The following is an 18,962-nucleotide window of genomic DNA, read 5'->3' as shown; positions in this document are numbered from 1 at the left end:
CGGGGCCGATTCATGAGCTGTTCACGCAGCATTCCGAGGTCGTCACACAGGGTGCGGACGGCCGGGGCGGCTCCGGCCGGACGGCCGCTGCCGCCGACCGGACCGGCGTGCGCGCCCCCAGCGGTGCGCGCCCGGCGGGGCCGGGTCCGCGGAACCGCCGCCCAGCACCTGTCGGTTCAGCGCACCGCGACGACCGAGGAGCCGTGTCCGAACAGCCCCTGGTTCGCGGTGATCCCCACGCGGGCCCCGGCCACCTGACGGTCGCCCGCGCTGCCGCGCAGCTGCCAGGTCAGCTCGCACACCTGGGCGATCGCCTGCGCCGGAACGGCCTCCCCGAAGGAGGCGAGACCACCGCTGACGTTCACCGGTATGCGTCCGCCGAGCGAGGTGGCACCCTCGCGCAGCAGCTTCGCCGCCTCGCCCTCGCGGCACAGCCCGAGGTCCTCGTACCACTGCAACTCCAGGGCTGTGGACAGGTCGTACACCTCGGCGAGCGAGAGGTCCCCGGGCCCGATGCCGGCCTCCTCGTACGCCGCGCGCGCGATCGACGCACGGAAGGTGCCGTCGGCCGGCTCCACGGCGGCCGCGGAGTCCGTGGCGATGTCCGGAAGGTCGAGCACCGTGTTGGGATAGCTCGGGGTGACCGTGGACACCGCGCGGATCCGCACGGGACCGGCCGCTCCGTGCCGGCGCGCGAAGTCCATGCTGGACAGCACCACGGCCGCGCCGCCGTCCGAGGTCGCGCAGATGTCGAGGAGCCGCAGCGGATCGGCGACGACCGCGGACCCCGCGACCTCCTCCGCGGTGACCTTCTTGCGGTACCGCGCGTGCGGGTTGAGCGCACCCAATGCGGCGTTCTTCACCTTGACCTGCGCGAAGTCCTCCAGCGTGTCTCCGTGCAGTGCCATGCGCCGTCGTGCGTACAGCCCGAAGTACGTCGGATTCGTCGCCCCCAGCACCCGGAACCGCAGCCAGTCCGGATCGTCCGGCCGATCCCCGCCGGCCGGCCGGAAGAACCCCTTGGGGGCCGCGTCGGCGCCGACCACGAGGACGACGTCCGCGAGGCCCGCGAGGATCTGCGCCCGCGCCGTGTTCAGGGCCTGCGCCCCCGACGCGCACGCCGCGTACACGCTCGCGACCCGTGCTCCCTGCCAGCCCAGTGCCTTGGCGAACGTCGCTCCCGCCACATACCCCGGATGGCCGCCGCGGACCGTGTCGGCACCCACGATCGACCCGACGTCGCGCCAGTCGATCCCGGCGTCGGCCAGCGCGGTCCGCGCGGCCGTCACTCCGTACTCGACGAATCCGCGGCCCCACTTGCCCCACGGGTGCATGCCCACGCCGAGCACCGCCACCTCGCCGGTCATGCCGCCACCTCCCTGAACCGTGCGCCGCTCATGCGGCCACCCCCGTCGGCCGCCAGTGCCAGGTCGTCCAGGTCGTCTCCGCGTCCTCATTGAGCACACCCGGGACGACCACCACCTCCATGCCCACCGTCAGATCGGTGACGGTGATCCCGGGAGCCGCCTGGCCGAGCACGACGATGCGCTCGGATTCCAGCTCCACAGCGATCAACGTGTAGGGCTCCCACGAGAGTTCCGGGTCCGTCACATAGGGTGACGGCGGGCGGTACCGGCTGTCCGTGTACGACCAGACGCGACCGCGCGGGGACAGCGGCACCTCGACGAGCTCGGCGCCCGTGCAGCCGGGATTGCGGCAGAACGTGTCCTCGCGGGGGAAGAAGACCGAGGTGCACGCCGAGCAGCGTGTGCCGAGGAGGCGGAAGTCGTCCCCCTCTCCTGCGAACCACCCGGTCACCACTGGCGTGCGTGTACGCGACAAGATCCCTCCCCGGCCCAGTATCTGACGGAACGTCAGAAGTGTGCCACGGGCAACGAGAATTGGGCAGGCCGTCACGGTGAACCACGCGGGCCTCCACGGCGTCGCTGTAAGCGTGGGGACGGCCGGGGCCCACGGGGGTGGTCCCGGCCGTCCCCGCCGTCGGTGCCCCGTCGGGGACCGGTCGCAGGCCGGGCGGCCACAGGTGAAGACGTTCCTCCGATGATCGGCTACAGTCCGCGGCGTGTCCGCAACCCCGCATCCACCCGCCGACTTCGCGCCGGACTCCCACTGTTCGAGCTGTGGCGCCCCTTACGAAGAGGGCGTCTCCGGCTGGCCCCGCACCTGTGCCGCCTGCGGGACCGTGGCGTACCGCAATCCGCTCCCCGTCGCGGTGGCCCTTCAGCCCGTCTACGACGACAGGGGTACGGCCCTTGTCGTCATCACCCGGACCATCGCCCCCGCGCGCGGAGGCATCGCCCTGCCCGGGGGCTTCATCGACCACCGGGAGGACTGGCGGCACGCGGTTGCGCGCGAGCTCAAGGAGGAGACGGGCATCGACGTGGCGAGCCGGGACGTCCGCCTCGCCGACGCGATGAGCTCTCCGGCCGGTCATCTGCTGCTCTTCGGGCTCCTTCCGGAGCGTCCGGCGGCCGAGCTGCCCCCATCGGCCGCGACCGACGAGACGGAGGGCTGGCACCTTCTGCGCAGGCCGGTCGAACTCGCCTTCCCGCTGCACACCTTGGCTGCTCGCGCGTGGTTCGAGGGCCGGTACATCTGAGACGGCCCACAGCACGCACGGGCGTGTCGCCGGCGCGCGGGTTGGTCGCCTGACGCGCGCGGGGACATCGTGCCTCACGCGCGTGGTCACGTCGCCCCCCCCACGCGCGCTTGCCTCACGTCACGCGGTGCGCCGGCCGTCACCGGCCGGCGCCGCCCTCAGTCCCCGTCACACACCGAGCCCCCGTACCCGGACCGGGCAGGACGGCTCGGTCCGGCCGTCCTCGCCGTCCCGCAGCACCACCACCCGCCGGCCCTCCCACCGCGTCACGTAGCGCTCGATCTCCGGCTCGTCCCACCCGTCGCCCGCGTCCGCCACGACGAGCCCGCCGCCGGTGCGCCCGCGCGCGGGAGCCCACGCCTCCAGCTCCAGGCCGCCGTCGGCACCGCGCACGGGGATGACGGAGCCCGCCCGCGCCAGCACCGGGACACGGGACAACGGGGCGTCGAGCAGCACCTGGGCCGGCCCCTCGTACGCCTCCTCGGTGACCGTGTCGTACCACCGCCCGCGGGGCAACTGCACCGCACGCCGGTCCGTCCCGTGATCCAGCACGGGTGCCACCAGGAGGCAGTCGCCCAGCAGGAAGGCGTCCTCGCAGTCGCGCAGCGCCCGGTCCATGGGCGCGCCCCACCACAGGGGCCTCACATACGGCGCACCCGTACGCCGTGCCAGGTGCGCCAGCGTCATGAAGTACGGCGCGAGGCGCCGCCGCTCGACGAGTGCCACGCGCGCGTGCTCCAGGACTTCGGAACCGAACTCCCAGGGCTCCCTGCGGCCCGCGCGCAGGCTCGCATGGGTGCGGAAGAGCGGCAGGTAGGCGCCGAGCTGGAACCACCGCAGGTACAGCTCGGGCGACGGGCTCCCGTCGAAGCCGCCCACGTCGGGTCCCGAGTAGGGCACCCCGCACAGCCCGAGCCCCAGCACCAGGGAGAGCGACGCCCGCAGTCCCGGCCAGCCGGTGGCCACGTCCCCCGACCAGGTCCCGCCGTAGCGCTGCATCCCGGCCCAGCCGGACCGGGAGAACAGGAACGGCCGTTCCTGGGGCACGAGGTCCCGCAGTCCCTCGTAGGCGGCCCGGGCCATGCCGAGCGCGTACACGTTGTGCGCCTCGCGATGATCTCCGCCGCGCCCCTCCAGGGAGTGCCGCGCCGAACGGGGCAGCGTCGACTCCCCGAAGGCCGTGAACGACGTCGGCTCGTTCATGTCGTGCCAGAACCCGGCGAACCCCAGCGCGAGCCGCTCCTCGTAGAGTCTGCCCCACCACTCACGCACGCGCGCGTGCGTGAAGTCTGGATGGACCGACTCCCCGGGCCACACGACACCGCGCACCAGCTGCGCCGACGCGTCCCGGACGAAGGCGTCCACGTCCAGCCCGCTGTCGTACACCGCGTTGCCCGGCTCGGCCTTGACCGCGGGATCGATGATCGACACCAGGTGGACGCCGTCGCGGCGCAGTTCCTCGGCGAGCAGCGGGAGCTTCGGGAAGTGCTGCGTGTCGACCGTGAACACCTGGTGCGCGTCGTAGTGGTCGATGTCCAGGTGGACCGCGTCGAGCGGAAGACCACGCTCCTGGTAGCCCGCGACGATCCGCCGTACCTCTTGCTCGCTGCCGAAACCCCACCGCGCGTGATGGTGCCCCAGAGCCCACGCCGGGGGCAGCGCGGGCGCCCCGGTGAGCGAGGCCCAGGCGTGCAGCACGCGCGCGGGGGTGCCCACCATGACCCAGCAGCGCAGCGGGCCGCCGTCCATGCGCACCTCGCACGTCCCGGCCCGGTCGTGCCCGGAGCCGGCGCCCTCCTCGCCCTCGCGCAGGGTCACCGTGCCGTCCCACGTCGTGTCGTGGAACACGAGGTGAGTGGCCGCGTCGGACACCACCATCTGCACCGGCATGGTGATGTACAGGGGGTCGTCCTCGGGTCCGAAGGGCCGGCCCGGATCCGTGTTCCACAGCCGGTACGTGCCGTCGCGGAGCCGGGGCCCCGTCGCGCGCCCGCCGAGACCGAAGAAGCGGGCGTCGGCCGCCACTTCGGAGCGCTGCATCCAGCGGGCCGCGCCACCGTCGACGGGCTCCCACCAGCGGGGCGGCAGATCGCGCCGCAGGACCACGCCTCCGGGCGTCCGCACCTCGACCGCGCCGTGCAGCGAGACCGCGACGGTCACCCGCTCGGCGACGACCCGCCAGCCGCCGTCCTTGTCCGGTTCCAGGACCGCGCGCGGGTCGGGCTCGGGGGAGCCGCCCGCGAGCGCGTAGGACGGCTCCGGACCGGCCCCGTCCCAGCCCCAGAAGACCGCGCCGCCGGCCGTGACCGTGATCCGCAGTTCGGACCTGGCGAAACGGACGACACCGCCACCGGGCTCCGGCTCCACACCCTGTACCGGGCCCGGCACCCGCGCCCGCTCGGCGCGCCGCTGCGGCAGCCCGGCGGCGTCGGCACGCCTCCTGCGCCATGCGGCCCGGACCGTGCGCCACCCTTGGGCGGTACCCCCCGAACCGACCGCTTTCACCGAACGCACCAGGTCACGACCGTCCATGCTGCTCACCCTGCCATTGACAGCGCCGTACGGGTGAGTCGTTCAACTGCCGTTCACCCATGGCGACGCCACATCTTCACGTTGCTGACTATGTGTGGCGCACCCTGGTGCTGAAGTCGATCACATGGCATCGTCCGTGTCAGCCGCGTGACGCGCACACCCCCGCTCGTGCGCGACAGACGCACACGACGCGCACAGACCGGGAGCCGCCCCATGTCCACCGCGAACGCCACGCCGCTCTGGCAGCCCACAGAGGAAGGCATCGCGCGAGCCCAGATCACGAGGTTCCAGGCCTGGGCGGCCGAGCAGCACGGAGCGCCGGCCGACGGCGGTTACGCGGCGTTGCACCGCTGGTCGGTGGACGAGCTCGACACCTTCTGGAAATCCGTCACCGAATGGTTCGACGTACGGTTCTCCACCCCCTACGCGCGCGTGCTGGGCGACCGTTCGATGCCCGGCGCCGAGTGGTTCCCGGGAGCGACTCTCAACTACGCCGAGCATGCCCTGCGCGCGGCGGAGACCCGTCCGGACGAACCGGCCCTCCTGCATGTCGACGAGACGCACGAGCCGACCCCCGTGAGCTGGTCGGAGCTGCGCCGGCAGGTCGGTTCCCTGGCAGCGGAGCTGCGCGCCCTCGGCGTACGCCCCGGAGACCGCGTCAGCGGCTACCTCCCGAACATCCCGCAGGCTGTCGTCGCCCTGCTCGCCACGGCCGCCGTGGGCGGCGTCTGGACGTCCTGCGCCCCCGACTTCGGGGCCCGCAGCGTCCTCGACCGTTTCCAGCAGGTCGAACCCGTGGTGCTGTTCACGGTCGACGGCTACCGGTACGGCGGCAAGGAGCACGACCGCCGCGACACCGTCGCCGAACTGCGCCGCGAGCTGCCCACCCTGCGTGCCGTCGTGCACATCCCGCTGCTCGGCACCCAGGCACCCGAGGGCGCCCTGGAGTGGTCCGTGCTGACCTCCGCCGACGTGCACCCCGTCTTCGAGCAGGTGCCCTTCGACCACCCCCTGTGGGTGCTCTACTCCTCCGGGACGACCGGCCTGCCCAAGGCCATCGTCCAGTCGCAGGGAGGCATCCTGGTCGAGCACCTCAAGCAGCTCGGTCTGCACTGCGACCTGGGCCCCGAGGACCGCTTCTTCTGGTACACGTCCACGGGCTGGATGATGTGGAACTTCCTCGTCTCCGGCCTGCTCACCGGCACCACCGTCGTCCTGTACGACGGCAGCCCGGGATACCCGGACACCGGTGCCCAGTGGCGCATCGCCGAACGCACGGGAGCGACCCTCTTCGGCACCTCGGCGGCCTATGTCATGGCCTGCCGCAAGGCGGGCGTCCACCCCGCCCGGGACTTCGACCTCACGCGCGTGCAGTGCGTCGCCACCACCGGGTCACCCCTGCCGCCCGACGGGTTCCGCTGGCTCCACGACGAGTTCACCGAGGCCGGGGCGGACCTGTGGATCGCGTCCGTCAGCGGCGGCACCGACGTGTGCTCCTGCTTCGCGGGAGCCGTCCCCACCCTGCCGGTGCACATCGGCGAGCTCCAGGCCCCGGGCCTCGGCACCGACCTCCAGTCCTGGGACCCCAGCGGCAAGCCCCTCGTCGACGAGGTCGGTGAGCTGGTCGTCACCAATCCGATGCCGTCCATGCCCATCCGCTTCTGGAACGACCCGGACGGCAGCCGCTACCACGACAGCTACTTCGACACGTACCCCGGAGTGTGGCGGCACGGAGACTGGATCACCGTCACCTCGCGCGGTTCCGTCGTCATCCACGGCCGCTCCGACTCCACGCTCAACCGGCAGGGCGTGCGCATGGGGTCGGCCGACATCTACGAGGCCGTCGAGCGCCTCCCCGAGATCAAGGAGTCGCTCGTCATCGGCGTCGAGCAGCCCGACGGCGGCTACTGGATGCCCCTCTTCGTCCACCTCGCCCCCGGTGCCGTGCTCGACGAAGCCCTTCTGGGCCGCATCAAGCAGACGATCCGCGAGCAGTTGTCCCCGCGCCACGTCCCGGACGAGGTCATCGAGGTCCCCGGAGTGCCGCACACCCTCACGGGCAAGCGCATCGAGGTCCCCGTCAAGCGCCTCCTCCAGGGTGCCACTCTGGAGAAGGCGGTCAACGTCGGCTCCGTGGACAACGTCGAACTGCTCCGCTTCTACGAGGACCTGGCCCGCAAGCGCGTCTGATCAGCCCCCGTAGGTGGCCTCGGACTCGCCCAGCACGGTGGCGAAGTCCGAGGCCAGCCGTGCCGCGTCGGCGGGCTCGAGCTCCGCGACCGAGATCCGGACACCGGGGGCGGAGGTGATCCGGAAGCGGGCACCCGCCGCGACCCACCATCCGTGCGACCGCAGACCGTTCACGACGGCCGACTCGTCCCGCACCGGCACCCAGAGGTTCATTCCGCTCACGCCGTGGGCCTGCACACCCCGCTCGGCGAGCTCACGCGCCAGGACCCTCCGCCTGAGCCCGTACGCGTCCTGGGCGCGCGTGACCAACGCGCGCGTGCCGTCGTCCGTCATCAGCCCGTACACCGTCTCCTGCAACAGGTGACTGACCCAGCCAGAGGTCAGGAGCATCCGGCCGTCGTGCCGCGCGAGCGTCGTCGGATCGCAGGCCGCCGCAGCCCACCGCAGATCGGTCCCCAGGAACTTGCTGACGGTCCGCACATGAACCCACCGCGTCAGGCCGCCCGACGTCAGTGAGCGCAACGGCGCGTCCGCGACGGCGGAGGCGTGGTCGTTCTCCACGACCAGCAGGTCGGGCTGCTCCCGTACGACGTCGATCAGGGCGCCCCGGCGCTCCGCCGAGAAGCACCCGCCGTAGGGGTTCTGCGCCCGCGGGCTGTACACCACCGCACGGACGCCGGCCCGCAGGGCGGTGCGCAACGCCTCGGGACGCATGCCCTGGTCGTCCACCGCGACCGGCACCGTGCGCAGCCCCAACGCGGTGACCAGGTCCAGCAGATGGTGATAGCCCGGGTCCTCCATGGCCACGCCGTCGCCCGGCCGCAGCTCCACGGACAGCAGCCGCCCGATGAGGTCGAGCGCGCCGTGCGCGAACGTCACCTGGTCCGTGGGCACTCCGTCGGGCTCCAGCCACTCCCGCACCGCGTCCTCCAGGCGCGCCAGCCGTGGAGTGGACCGGTGCGAACGAGCACCGGGGGAGAGCCGCGACGGCGGCACGAGACGGGGGAGCAGTCCGGGGTCCGGATGCCCGCCGGCCAAGTCACGAAGACCGTCCGGCACCTTGGGCGGCCTCCGCGAGGCGACCGCGGGAGCGGCGGCGACCACGGTGCCGCCCCGTCCGCGGGTGGTCACGATGCCGCGGCGCCGCAGCTCCTTGTAGGCCGTCGCCACCGTGCCCGGACTCACACCGAGGTCGTCGGCGAGGCGACGCACCGGAGGCAGCGCGCTCCCCGGCTCCAACGCGCCCTCGGCCACGCCTCGTTCGACGGACGACGCAATTCCCTTGGCCGTCGCGCCACTGATCCCATATTGTGTTGCCACGTTGCTAAGTATGTATCAATACATAATCTCGGGCAAGGGGGAGCAGTGAGTGCGACGCCCCGCACCGCAGCATGGTGGACACGCGTCCCAGGAGGCCGAGACGGCCGCAGAATGCTCTGGATCGCCCTGGTCGACCGGACCGGAAGCGGTCTGTGGGCCTCCGTCTCCGTCCTGTACTTCACCTACGTCAGCGACCTGTCCGTGGCCCAGGTCGGCACCCTCGTCGCCGTCTCCGGAGCGGTCGGCATCGCCGGCGCACCCCTCGGCGGGCGCATCGCCGACCGACTGCCCCTCACCCGCGTACTGACCGCCCTCCAGATCCTGCGGGCCCTCGCCTCCGTCGCCCTGCTCACCACCGACAACTACTTCCTGCTGATGGCCTTCTCGGCCGTCGGCAGCCTCGGCGACCGCGCCGCCAACGTCCTCACCAAGCTGTACGCCACCCGCGTCGCCGGACCGGACCGCGTCCGCTACCAGGCCGTCAACCGCACCGTCGCCAACGCCGGATGGGCCCTCGGCGGCCTCGCCGCCGCCGGAGCCCTCGCCGTCGGCACCACCGGCGCCTACCGATGGCTCCTCCTCGGCGACGCCCTCTCGTTCGCAGCCGTCGCCCTCGTCACCACACGCTGCGGCGAACCTCCTTCCGCCACCCGCACCGTCACCACGTCGAAGAACCCGGCCCCCACCCAGCGACCTCGAAGCCCCTGGCGGGACCGCGCCTACCTCACCTACGTCGCCAGCGACACCGTGCTCTTCCTCGACGACGCGGTATTCAAGGTCGGACTGCCGCTGTGGATCGCCCACTCCGACCACGCACCCCACGGCCTCGCACCCCTGCTCATGGTCCTCAACAACGTGATGGTGGTGGCCTTCCAGGTCCCCCTGGCCCGTTTCGGCGCCACGACGGCCGCGGCACGCGCCCTGCTGATCCCCCTGTCCGCCGTGTTCGCCCTCGGCGGCACGGCCATGGCCCTCTCCACCACCGGCGGAGCCGTCACCACGACCTTGGTCCTCACCGGCGCCGCGATCGCCTTCACCGTGGCCGAGATGATCCACGCGACCGTCTCCTGGGAACTCTCCGTCGCCCTCGCCCCCGCCACCGCCCAGGGCGCCTACCTCGGCGTGCACGGACTGGCGCAGTCCGCGCAGCGCAGCGTCGGACCACTCGCCGTCACCGCGGCCATCGCCGCCGGCCCCCTCGGCTGGACGGCTTTCGGCGCGACCATCGCCGTGACCTGCCTCTTCCAGCACCGCATCGTGCGCGAACGCCTTCCCCGACCGGCATTGTCAGTGCCTCCGGTTACTGTGAGTGAGCATTGATCGACTGTGCACAGGGGGAAACATGACCAACACCCAGGCCCAGCGCATGCGACGCGTCCTGCGCCGCGAAATCGCGGGCACCATCGGCCTGCTGACCGACGACGAGGACTTCACCGCGATGCGGCGGTACCGCACCTTCGCCTTCGACGACCACGCGACCTATCTCCAGCAGATCGAGTCCCTGCTCAGGACCCTCTCCGCACAGGGCAGCCACACCACAGTGGCCCTCTTCGACCCCGAGGAGTACGCCGAGTACTGCGCGACCAGCGGCCTCGAACCCGACACCCCGGCCAGCCGCACCCGCTTCACCGCGGAACTCGCCGCCACCGGAGCCACCGTCCCCTACGAAGGCCAGCCCCTCGACGAACTCGTCCCGACCCTCGTCGACGAGGCCGTCCGCAAGGCCACCTGGGAGTACGCGACCACACTGCTCGCCCGCATCGGAGCCTGCGCCTCCTGCGGCGTCGACATCGGCCGCGCCGCCTTCGCCCGAGCCGCACGGCTCCTCACCCGCATCCTCGAAACAGCGAGCCCCGGCCACCTCCACCTCGTCTGCAGCGTCTCGGCCGACCCTGAAACCCTCGTGGCCGCGCTCCGGGCCGACGAGGCCCCCGACACCGCGAACCGCGTCGACGAGTCGGAAGCCCTCGAATTCACCACCGTGCTCGCCCTCGGCATCGCCACCCGCAGCTCCGGCGGACTCGTCATGCGCACCACCGCCGCGGGCACCACCGACCGGGTCTACGGATGGCGCCTGCGCGGTGAACGGCTGGAGCCCCTCACCGCCGCAGAGGTCTTCGACGCCTACTGCACCGACGCCGACACGGGAGACCTCGTCTCCCCGGAGTCCGGCGTCGACTACTGCGTACCCCCCGACCTCGGGGACGCAGGAGAAGCCACCGGCCACACGCACTGAACGCCGAGGGGCGCCCCACCCGCAGGTGGAGCGCCCCGAGGACGACGATCGTCGACGACGCGGACCGGCTACTCGCCGGACAGCACCGCCTGCGCCGCAGCCCGCGCCTCTTCCGCCGTGTCCGCGGCACGAGCGGCAGCGGCGGCACGCTCGCACTGGGCCAGCGTGTACTTGGCCAGCGTCGCCCGTACATAAGGAAGCGATGCCGCACCCATCGACAGGGAGGTGACCCCGAGACCGGTCAGCACACACGCGAGCAACGGATCGGAGGCGGCCTCGCCACAGACACCACAGCTCTTGCCCTCGGCCTTCGCCGACTCGGCCGACAGCGCGACCAGGTCGAGCAGCGCCGGCTGCCACGGGTCCTGCAGACGGGACACCGCACCCACCTGCCGGTCGGCGGCGAAGGTGTACTGCGCGAGGTCATTGGTCCCCAGCGACAGGAACTCGACCTCCTGCAGAATCGACCGCGCCCGCAGAGCGGCCGACGGAATCTCCACCATCGCACCGAACTTCGCCTGCAGCCCGGCCGCACGGCACGCGTCCGCGAACGCCTTGGCGTCGATGCGGTCCGCCACCATCGGAGCCATCACTTCGAGGTAGACCGGCAGCCCCTCGGCAGCCTTCGCGAGAGCACTGAGCTGCGTGCGCAGCACCTCCGGGTGGTCGAGCAGCGTCCGCAGACCCCGCACACCCAGTGCCGGGTTCGGCTCGTCGGCCGGGGTGAGGAAGTCGAGCGGCTTGTCCGCACCGGCGTCCAGCACCCGCACCACGACACGGCCCTCGGGAAACGCCTCCAGCACCTGGCGGTACGCCTCGATCTGCTTCTCCTCGGACGGCGCCTTCTTGCTGTCGTCGAGGAAGAGGAACTCGGTACGGAACAGACCCACGCCCTCGGCACCGGCCTCGACCGCGGCCGGCACGTCCGCCGGACCACCGACGTTCGCCAGCAGCGGCACCTTGTGACCGTCGGACGTGGCACCGGGACCCGTCGCCGCGGAGAGCGCCGCCCTGCGCTCCGCCGCCGCGGCCTCCATCTGCGCCTTCTTCTCGGCACTCGGCTCCACGAAGATCTCACCGGTGCTGCCGTCCACGGCGATCACGGTGCCCTCCGCGAGCTCACCCGCACCCGGCAGCGCGACCACGGCGGGGACGCCGAGCGCACGGGCCAGGATCGCGCTGTGGCTGGTGGGCCCACCCTCCTCGGTGACGAAACCGAGCACCAGAGTGGGGTCGAGCAGCGCGGTGTCCGCGGGCGCGAGGTCACGCGCAATAAGAACGTACGGCTCGTCGCTGTCCGGCACACCGGGCATCGGCACGCCGAGGAGCCGGGCGACGATACGATTCCGCACGTCGTCGAGGTCGGCGACGCGCCCGGCGAGGTACTCACCGGCACCGGCGAGCAGCGCCCGGTACGCGGCGAACGCGTCGTACACCGCGCGCTCGGCCGTGCTGCCAACCGCGATCCGCCGCTCCACGTCCGCCATCAGCTCGGGGTCCAGGGCCATCATGGCCTGCGCCTCGAGCACCGCCTGGGCTTCGCCCCCCGCCAGATTGCCGCGCGCAATCAGATCGGCTGCCACCGCCTCCACGGCCTTGCGGGCACGCCCCTGTTCGCGCTCCGCGTCCTCCGCCGGGATCTGCTTGGCAGGCGGTTCGAGAACCGCCGTCCCCATGTGCCGAACCTCGCCGATCGCCACACCGTGGCTCACGCCGACGCCTCGCAGCGTTGTCTCCATCTCACCCGTCTCCGATAGTGCGGCGGGCTCCGCCGCCGCGGTGGTTGTACAAGCCGCCGTGCTGGACGGCGCCGAAGTCACTGCCAGCTGAAGAGCGCGTCGCCGGGCTTCACGTCGCCGTCCTCGCGGACGTCGGAGAGGGAGTCCGCCGTGGCCTCGAGGGCCACGACCGGGCACACCGAGGACTTGCCGGCCTCTTCCACGGCGGCCGGGTTCCAGCGCACGACGCCCTGGCCGCGCGTCACGGTGTCCCCTTTGTTCACGAGGAGCTCGAAGCCCTCGCCGTTGAGCTGGACGGTGTCGATGCCCAGGTGAGTGAGGACGCCGTGGCCCTCACTGTCGACGACGACAAAAGCATGGGGGTGGAGCGAGACAATGACTCCGTCGACGGGCGCGACAGCCTCGGCGGGCTCACGGACGGGTTCGATCGCCATGCCGGGGCCGACCATGGCTCCGGAGAACACGGGGTCCGGTACCGCGGAGAGCCCGATGGCGCGTCCTGCGATAGGGGACGTCACGGTGGTCATGGGAAGCCTCCCAGGGGTGGAGATTCATATGGGCCGTCACTGCCTGTCCCGGACGGCGCACTGTTGAGCAGGGTATGTCATATGAAGTGGCGGTTCCGCGCGAGTGATCCCGCTTGGAGACCGAAGGACACAGCGGAAACGATTTGCGCCCGCTCCAGGCCCGCATGTAGAGTCGTAGACCTGCCCGGGGCCGAGCGACGCCACCAAGCGTCCTTGCCTGGCAGCACCCAACTTGTCAGATCCTATCTCGGGGTCCCTTCCGCATGTCTGCGGGACGGTGGTCAGGGAGACGGAAAAACACTGATAGAGTTTGAAACGCAAGACCGAAGGGAAGCGCCCGGAGGAAAGCCTGAGAGAGTCTCTCGGGTGAGTACAAAGGAAGCGTCCGTTCCTTGAGAACTCAACAGCGTGCCAAAAATCAACGCCAGATATGTTGATACCCCGTCTCCAGTCATTCGGCTGGGGCGAGGTTCCTTTGAAAAAGTCCTGCCGGGCACTGCCTGGCAGGCGCACAGCGAGGACGCTGTGAACCGAGGGGATCATTCCTCTCCTTGGTTCCGCTCTCGTGGTGTTCGACCGGATTACCGGTAAACATTCACGGAGAGTTTGATCCTGGCTCAGGACGAACGCTGGCGGCGTGCTTAACACATGCAAGTCGAACGATGAAGCCCTTCGGGGTGGATTAGTGGCGAACGGGTGAGTAACACGTGGGCAATCTGCCCTTCACTCTGGGACAAGCCCTGGAAACGGGGTCTAATACCGGATACGACCTGCCGAGGCATCTCGGCGGGTGGAAAGCTCCGGCGGTGAAGGATGAGCCCGCGGCCTATCAGCTTGTTGGTGAGGTAGTGGCTCACCAAGGCGACGACGGGTAGCCGGCCTGAGAGGGCGACCGGCCACACTGGGACTGAGACACGGCCCAGACTCCTACGGGAGGCAGCAGTGGGGAATATTGCACAATGGGCGAAAGCCTGATGCAGCGACGCCGCGTGAGGGATGACGGCCTTCGGGTTGTAAACCTCTTTCAGCAGGGAAGAAGCGAAAGTGACGGTACCTGCAGAAGAAGCGCCGGCTAACTACGTGCCAGCAGCCGCGGTAATACGTAGGGCGCAAGCGTTGTCCGGAATTATTGGGCGTAAAGAGCTCGTAGGCGGCTTGTCGCGTCGGTTGTGAAAGCCCGGGGCTTAACCCCGGGTCTGCAGTCGATACGGGCAGGCTAGAGTGTGGTAGGGGAGATCGGAATTCCTGGTGTAGCGGTGAAATGCGCAGATATCAGGAGGAACACCGGTGGCGAAGGCGGATCTCTGGGCCATTACTGACGCTGAGGAGCGAAAGCGTGGGGAGCGAACAGGATTAGATACCCTGGTAGTCCACGCCGTAAACGGTGGGCACTAGGTGTTGGCGACATTCCACGTCGTCGGTGCCGCAGCTAACGCATTAAGTGCCCCGCCTGGGGAGTACGGCCGCAAGGCTAAAACTCAAAGGAATTGACGGGGGCCCGCACAAGCAGCGGAGCATGTGGCTTAATTCGACGCAACGCGAAGAACCTTACCAAGGCTTGACATACGCCGGAAAACCCTGGAGACAGGGTCCCCCTTGTGGTCGGTGTACAGGTGGTGCATGGCTGTCGTCAGCTCGTGTCGTGAGATGTTGGGTTAAGTCCCGCAACGAGCGCAACCCTTGTTCTGTGTTGCCAGCATGCCCTTCGGGGTGATGGGGACTCACAGGAGACTGCCGGGGTCAACTCGGAGGAAGGTGGGGACGACGTCAAGTCATCATGCCCCTTATGTCTTGGGCTGCACACGTGCTACAATGGCAGGTACAAAGAGCTGCGAAGCCGCGAGGCGGAGCGAATCTCAAAAAGCCTGTCTCAGTTCGGATTGGGGTCTGCAACTCGACCCCATAAAGTCGGAGTTGCTAGTAATCGCAGATCAGCATTGCTGCGGTGAATACGTTCCCGGGCCTTGTACACACCGCCCGTCACGTCACGAAAGTCGGTAACACCCGAAGCCGGTGGCCCAACCCCTTGTGGGAGGGAGCTGTCGAAGGTGGGACTGGCGATTGGGACGAAGTCGTAACAAGGTAGCCGTACCGGAAGGTGCGGCTGGATCACCTCCTTTCTAAGGAGCACTTCTTACCGAGTCCTTCGGGACGAGGTCAGAGGCCAGTACATCGGCGAATGTCCGATGCTGGTTGCTCATGGGTGGAACGTTGATTATTCGGCCGGTTTCTCGGGTCGGAGGCTTGCAAGTACTGCTCTTAGGAGCGTGGAAAGCATGATCTCCGGACGGTTCCGGCCGGGCACGTTGTTGGGTGTCTGAGGGTACGGCCGTATGGCTACCTTCAGTGCCGGCCCCAGTGCACTCACTGGTTTCCAGTGGGGTGATGGGTGGTTGGTCGTTGTTTGAGAACTGCACAGTGGACGCGAGCATCTGTGGCCAAGTTTTTAAGGGCGCACGGTGGATGCCTTGGCACCAGGAACCGATGAAGGACGTGGGAGGCCACGATAGTCCCCGGGGAGTCGTCAACCAGGCTTTGATCCGGGGGTTTCCGAATGGGGAAACCCGGCAGTCGTCATGGGCTGTCACCCGCTGCTGAACACATAGGCAGTGTGGAGGGAACGCGGGGAAGTGAAACATCTCAGTACCCGCAGGAAGAGAAAACAACCGTGATTCCGGGAGTAGTGGCGAGCGAAACCGGATGAGGCCAAACCTCAAGCGTGTGAGACCCGGCAGGGGTTGCGCTTGGGGGGTTGTGGGATCTCTCTTCTGTCGTCTGCCGGCGACAGGACGAGTCAGAAACCGTTGATGTAGGCGAAGGACATGCGAAAGGTCCGGCGTAGAGGGTAAGACCCCCGTAGTCGAAACGTCAGCGGCTCGTTTGAGAGACACCCAAGTAGCACGGGGCCCGAGAAATCCCGTGTGAATCTGGCGGGACCACCCGCTAAGCCTAAATATTCCCTGGTGACCGATAGCGGATAGTACCGTGAGGGAATGGTGAAAAGTACCGCGGGAGCGGAGTGAAATAGTACCTGAAACCGTGTGCCTACAAGCCGTGGGAGCGTCGGGCAAGCACTTGTGCTTGCCTCGTGACTGCGTGCCTTTTGAAGAATGAGCCTGCGAGTTTGCGGTGTGTTGCGAGGTTAACCCGTGTGGGGAAGCCGTAGCGAAAGCGAGTCCGAACAGGGCGATTTAGTAGCGCGCTCAAGACCCGAAGCGGAGTGATCTAGCCATGGGCAGGTTGAAGCGGCTGTAAGAGGTCGTGGAGGACCGAACCCACCAGGGTTGAAAACCTGGGGGATGACCTGTGGTTAGGGGTGAAAGGCCAATCAAACTCCGTGATAGCTGGTTCTCCCCGAAATGCATTTAGGTGCAGCGTCGTGTGTTTCTTGCCGGAGGTAGAGCACTGGATAGGCGATGGGCCCTACCGGGTTACTGACCTTAGCCAAACTCCGAATGCCGGTAAGTGAGAGCGCGGCAGTGAGACTGTGGGGGATAAGCTCCATGGTCGAGAGGGAAACAGCCCAGAGCATCGACTAAGGCCCCTAAGCGTACGCTAAGTGGGAAAGGATGTGGAGTCGCACAGACAACCAGGAGGTTGGCTTAGAAGCAGCCACCCTTGAAAGAGTGCGTAATAGCTCACTGGTCTAGTGATTCCGCGCCGACAATGTAGCGGGGCTCAAGCGTACCGCCGAAGTCGTGTCATTGCAGCAAGAGGGCCAACGCCCGCTGTGATGGGTAGGGGAGCGTCGTGTGCCGGGTGAAGCCGCGCCGGAAGGCAGTGGTGGACGGTTCACGAGTGAGAATGCAGGCATGAGTAGCGATACACACGTGAGAAACGTGTGCGCCGATTGACTAAGGGTTCCTGGGTCAAGCTGATCTGCCCAGGGTAAGTCGGGACCTAAGGCGAGGCCGACAGGCGTAGTCGATGGATAACCGGTTGATATTCCGGTACCCGCTGTGAAGCGTCAAACATCGAACCAGGCGATGCTAAGTCCGTGAAGCCGCCCCGGAGCCTTCGGGCAAAGGGGAGTGGTGGAGCCGACGGACCAGATCTGTAGTAGGTGAGTGATGGGGTGACGCAGGAAGGTAGTCCATCCCGGGCGGTGGTTGTCCCGGGGTAAGGGTGTAGGCCGTGCGATAGGTAAATCCGTCGCACTTGTGGCTGAGACCTGATGCCGAGCCGATTGTGGTGAAGTGGATGATCCTATGCTGTCGAGAAAAGCCTCTAGCGAGTTTCATGGCGGCCCGTACCCTAAACCGACTCAGGTGGTCAGGTAGAGAATACCGAGGCGTTCGGGTGAACTATGGTTAAGGAACTCGGCAAAATGCCCCCGTAACTTCGGGAGAAGGGGGGCCATGTCTGGTGATGAGTCTTGCACTCTGAGCTGGGTGTGGCCGCAGAGACCAGCGAGAAGCGACTGTTTACTAAAAACACAGGTCCGTGCGAAGCCGTAAGGCGATGTATACGGACTGACGCCTGCCCGGTGCTGGAACGTTAAGGGGACCGGTTAGTCAAGATTCGTCTTGGCGAAGCTGAGAACTTAAGCGCCAGTAAACGGCGGTGGTAACTATAACCATCCTAAGGTAGCGAAATTCCTTGTCGGGTAAGTTCCGACCTGCACGAATGGCGTAACGACTTCTCGACTGTCTCAACCATAGGCCCGGTGAAATTGCACTACGAGTAAAGATGCTCGTTTCGCGCAGCAGGACGGAAAGACCCCGGGACCTTTACTACAGTTTGATATTGGTGTTCGGTTCGGCTTGTGTAGGATAGGTGGGAGACTTTGAAGCGGCAGCGCCAGCTGTTGTGGAGTCGTCGTTGAAATACCACTCTGGTCGTGCTGGATGTCTAACCTGGGTCCGTGATCCGGATCAGGGACAGTGTCTGATGGGTAGTTTAACTGGGGCGGTTGCCTCCCAAAGGGTAACGGAGGCGCCCAAAGGTTCCCTCAGCCTGGTTGGCAATCAGGTGTTGAGTGTAAGTGCACAAGGGAGCTTGACTGTGAGACCGACGGGTCGAGCAGGGACGAAAGTCGGGACTAGTGATCCGGCGGTGGCTTGTGGAAGCGCCGTCGCTCAACGGATAAAAGGTACCCCGGGGATAACAGGCTGATCTTCCCCAAGAGTCCATATCGACGGGATGGTTTGGCACCTCGATGTCGGCTCGTCGCATCCTGGGGCTGGAGTCGGTCCCAAGGGTTGGGCTGTTCGCCCATTAAAGCGGTACGCGAGCTGGGTTTAGAACGTCGTGAGACAGTTCGGTCCCTATCCGCTGTGCGCGTAGGAGTCTTGAGAAGGGCTGTCCCTAGTACGAGAGGACCGGGACGGACGAACCTCTGGTGTGCCAGTTGTCCTGCCAAGGGCATGGCTGGTTGGCTACGTTCGGGAGGGATAACCGCTGAAAGCATCTAAGCGGGAAGCCTGCTTCGAGATGAGGACTCCCACCCACTTGATGGGGTAAGGCTCCCAGTAGACGACTGGGTTGATAGGCCAGATCTGGAAGCGCCGTAAGGCGTGGAGGTGACTGGTACTAATAGGCCGAGGGCTTGTCCTCAGTTGCTCGCGTCCACTGTGTTGGTTCTGAAACCACGAACAACCCCGTAGTCGGGCCACGACTATGGTGCGGTTGACAGTTTCATAGTGTTTCGGTGGTCATAGCGTGAGGGAAACGCCCGGTTACATTCCGAACCCGGAAGCTAAGCCTTACAGCGCCGATGGTACTGCAGGGGGGACCCTGTGGGAGAGTAGGACGCCGCCGAACTAATATTGGAGCTCCGGCTCTTGGGCACACAGCCC

At 67.9% G+C, this 18,962-nt stretch carries 10 protein-coding genes and 3 rRNA genes; 7 read left to right on the top strand and 6 right to left on the bottom strand.

The window, feature by feature from the left end:
- Positions 1 to 176 precede the first annotated feature (176 nt).
- Both ACSYGO_RS10515 and ACSYGO_RS10510 read right to left on the bottom strand, forming a co-directional pair.
- Positions 177 to 1,367 (bottom strand): lipid-transfer protein, encoded by a 1,191-nt coding sequence (locus ACSYGO_RS10515; RefSeq protein WP_460386551.1) that lies wholly within the window; start codon positions 1,365 to 1,367, stop codon positions 177 to 179.
- Positions 1,368 to 1,395: 28 nt separating this feature from the next.
- Positions 1,396 to 1,821 carry a Zn-ribbon domain-containing OB-fold protein gene (locus ACSYGO_RS10510; RefSeq protein WP_426681788.1) on the bottom strand — a complete coding sequence of 142 codons (426 nt, stop codon included), beginning with the start codon at positions 1,819 to 1,821 and terminating at the stop codon, positions 1,396 to 1,398.
- Positions 1,822 to 2,083: 262 nt separating this feature from the next.
- Here ACSYGO_RS10510 and ACSYGO_RS10505 point away from each other — a divergent pair, with 262 nt between their 5' ends.
- Positions 2,084 to 2,620: an NUDIX domain-containing protein gene (locus tag ACSYGO_RS10505; protein ID WP_426681771.1), complete on the top strand. Its 537-nt coding sequence runs from the start codon at positions 2,084 to 2,086 to the stop codon at positions 2,618 to 2,620.
- 168 nt (positions 2,621 to 2,788) lie between these two features.
- Here ACSYGO_RS10505 and ACSYGO_RS10500 read toward each other — a convergent pair whose 3' ends face one another.
- Positions 2,789 to 5,152 carry a glycoside hydrolase family 31 protein gene (locus ACSYGO_RS10500; protein WP_460386550.1) on the bottom strand — a complete coding sequence of 788 codons (2,364 nt, stop codon included), beginning with the start codon at positions 5,150 to 5,152 and terminating at the stop codon, positions 2,789 to 2,791.
- A gap of 213 nt (positions 5,153 to 5,365) precedes the next feature.
- Here ACSYGO_RS10500 and ACSYGO_RS10495 point away from each other — a divergent pair, with 213 nt between their 5' ends.
- On the top strand, positions 5,366 to 7,342 hold the full coding sequence (locus ACSYGO_RS10495; RefSeq protein ID WP_460386549.1) for an acetoacetate--CoA ligase: 1,977 nt from the start codon (positions 5,366 to 5,368) through the stop codon (positions 7,340 to 7,342).
- Here the strand turns inward: ACSYGO_RS10495 and ACSYGO_RS10490 are convergent, their stop codons facing one another.
- Complete coding sequence (locus ACSYGO_RS10490) at positions 7,343 to 8,662, bottom strand: aminotransferase class I/II-fold pyridoxal phosphate-dependent enzyme (protein WP_460386548.1); 1,320 nt, start codon at positions 8,660 to 8,662, stop codon at positions 7,343 to 7,345. It abuts the gene before it with no gap.
- A 111-nt stretch (positions 8,663 to 8,773) separates the two neighbouring features.
- Here ACSYGO_RS10490 and ACSYGO_RS10485 point away from each other — a divergent pair, with 111 nt between their 5' ends.
- Positions 8,774 to 9,982, top strand: coding sequence for an MFS transporter (locus ACSYGO_RS10485; RefSeq protein ID WP_460386547.1), 1,209 nt, complete (start codon positions 8,774 to 8,776; stop codon positions 9,980 to 9,982).
- A 22-nt stretch (positions 9,983 to 10,004) separates the two neighbouring features.
- Complete coding sequence (locus ACSYGO_RS10480; protein ID WP_460386546.1) at positions 10,005 to 10,898, top strand: hypothetical protein; 894 nt, start codon at positions 10,005 to 10,007, stop codon at positions 10,896 to 10,898.
- A gap of 68 nt (positions 10,899 to 10,966) precedes the next feature.
- On the opposite strand, the gene ptsP is transcribed toward ACSYGO_RS10480, so the two are convergent.
- Positions 10,967 to 12,637 (bottom strand): phosphoenolpyruvate--protein phosphotransferase, encoded by a 1,671-nt coding sequence (gene ptsP / locus ACSYGO_RS10475; RefSeq protein ID WP_426681777.1) that lies wholly within the window; start codon positions 12,635 to 12,637, stop codon positions 10,967 to 10,969.
- Between the two features lie 77 nt (positions 12,638 to 12,714).
- On the bottom strand, positions 12,715 to 13,164 hold the full coding sequence (locus tag ACSYGO_RS10470) for a PTS sugar transporter subunit IIA (RefSeq protein WP_426681778.1): 450 nt from the start codon (positions 13,162 to 13,164) through the stop codon (positions 12,715 to 12,717).
- Between the two features lie 594 nt (positions 13,165 to 13,758).
- Here ACSYGO_RS10470 and ACSYGO_RS10465 point away from each other — a divergent pair.
- The 3 genes from ACSYGO_RS10465 to rrf all read left to right on the top strand — a co-directional run bounded on the left by ACSYGO_RS10465 (position 13,759) and on the right by rrf (position 18,927).
- Positions 13,759 to 15,284, top strand: a 16S ribosomal RNA gene (locus ACSYGO_RS10465).
- A 316-nt stretch (positions 15,285 to 15,600) separates the two neighbouring features.
- Positions 15,601 to 18,720, top strand: a 23S ribosomal RNA gene (locus ACSYGO_RS10460).
- 90 nt (positions 18,721 to 18,810) lie between these two features.
- A 5S ribosomal RNA gene (gene rrf, locus ACSYGO_RS10455) occupies positions 18,811 to 18,927 on the top strand.
- The 16S, 23S and 5S rRNA genes sit together here, the layout of an rRNA operon.
- Positions 18,928 to 18,962 lie beyond the last annotated feature (35 nt).

The sequence above is a fragment of the Streptomyces krungchingensis genome (genome assembly GCF_054729265.1).
The sequence above is the reverse complement of the archived record's forward strand: the minus strand, read 5'-3'. Positions and strand labels throughout refer to the sequence as shown.

Coding starts and splice junctions, on each gene's coding strand:
- ACSYGO_RS10515 (WP_460386551.1), bottom strand. CDS start 1,367: ATGACCGGCGAGGTGGCGGTGCTCGGCGTGGGCATGCACCCGTGGGGC.
- ACSYGO_RS10500 (WP_460386550.1), bottom strand. CDS start 5,152: ATGGACGGTCGTGACCTGGTGCGTTCGGTGAAAGCGGTCGGTTCGGGG.
- ACSYGO_RS10495 (WP_460386549.1), top strand. CDS start 5,366: ATGTCCACCGCGAACGCCACGCCGCTCTGGCAGCCCACAGAGGAAGGC.
- ACSYGO_RS10485 (WP_460386547.1), top strand. CDS start 8,774: ATGCTCTGGATCGCCCTGGTCGACCGGACCGGAAGCGGTCTGTGGGCC.
- ACSYGO_RS10480 (WP_460386546.1), top strand. CDS start 10,005: ATGACCAACACCCAGGCCCAGCGCATGCGACGCGTCCTGCGCCGCGAA.
- ptsP (WP_426681777.1), bottom strand. CDS start 12,637: ATGGAGACAACGCTGCGAGGCGTCGGCGTGAGCCACGGTGTGGCGATC.
- ACSYGO_RS10470 (WP_426681778.1), bottom strand. CDS start 13,164: ATGACCACCGTGACGTCCCCTATCGCAGGACGCGCCATCGGGCTCTCC.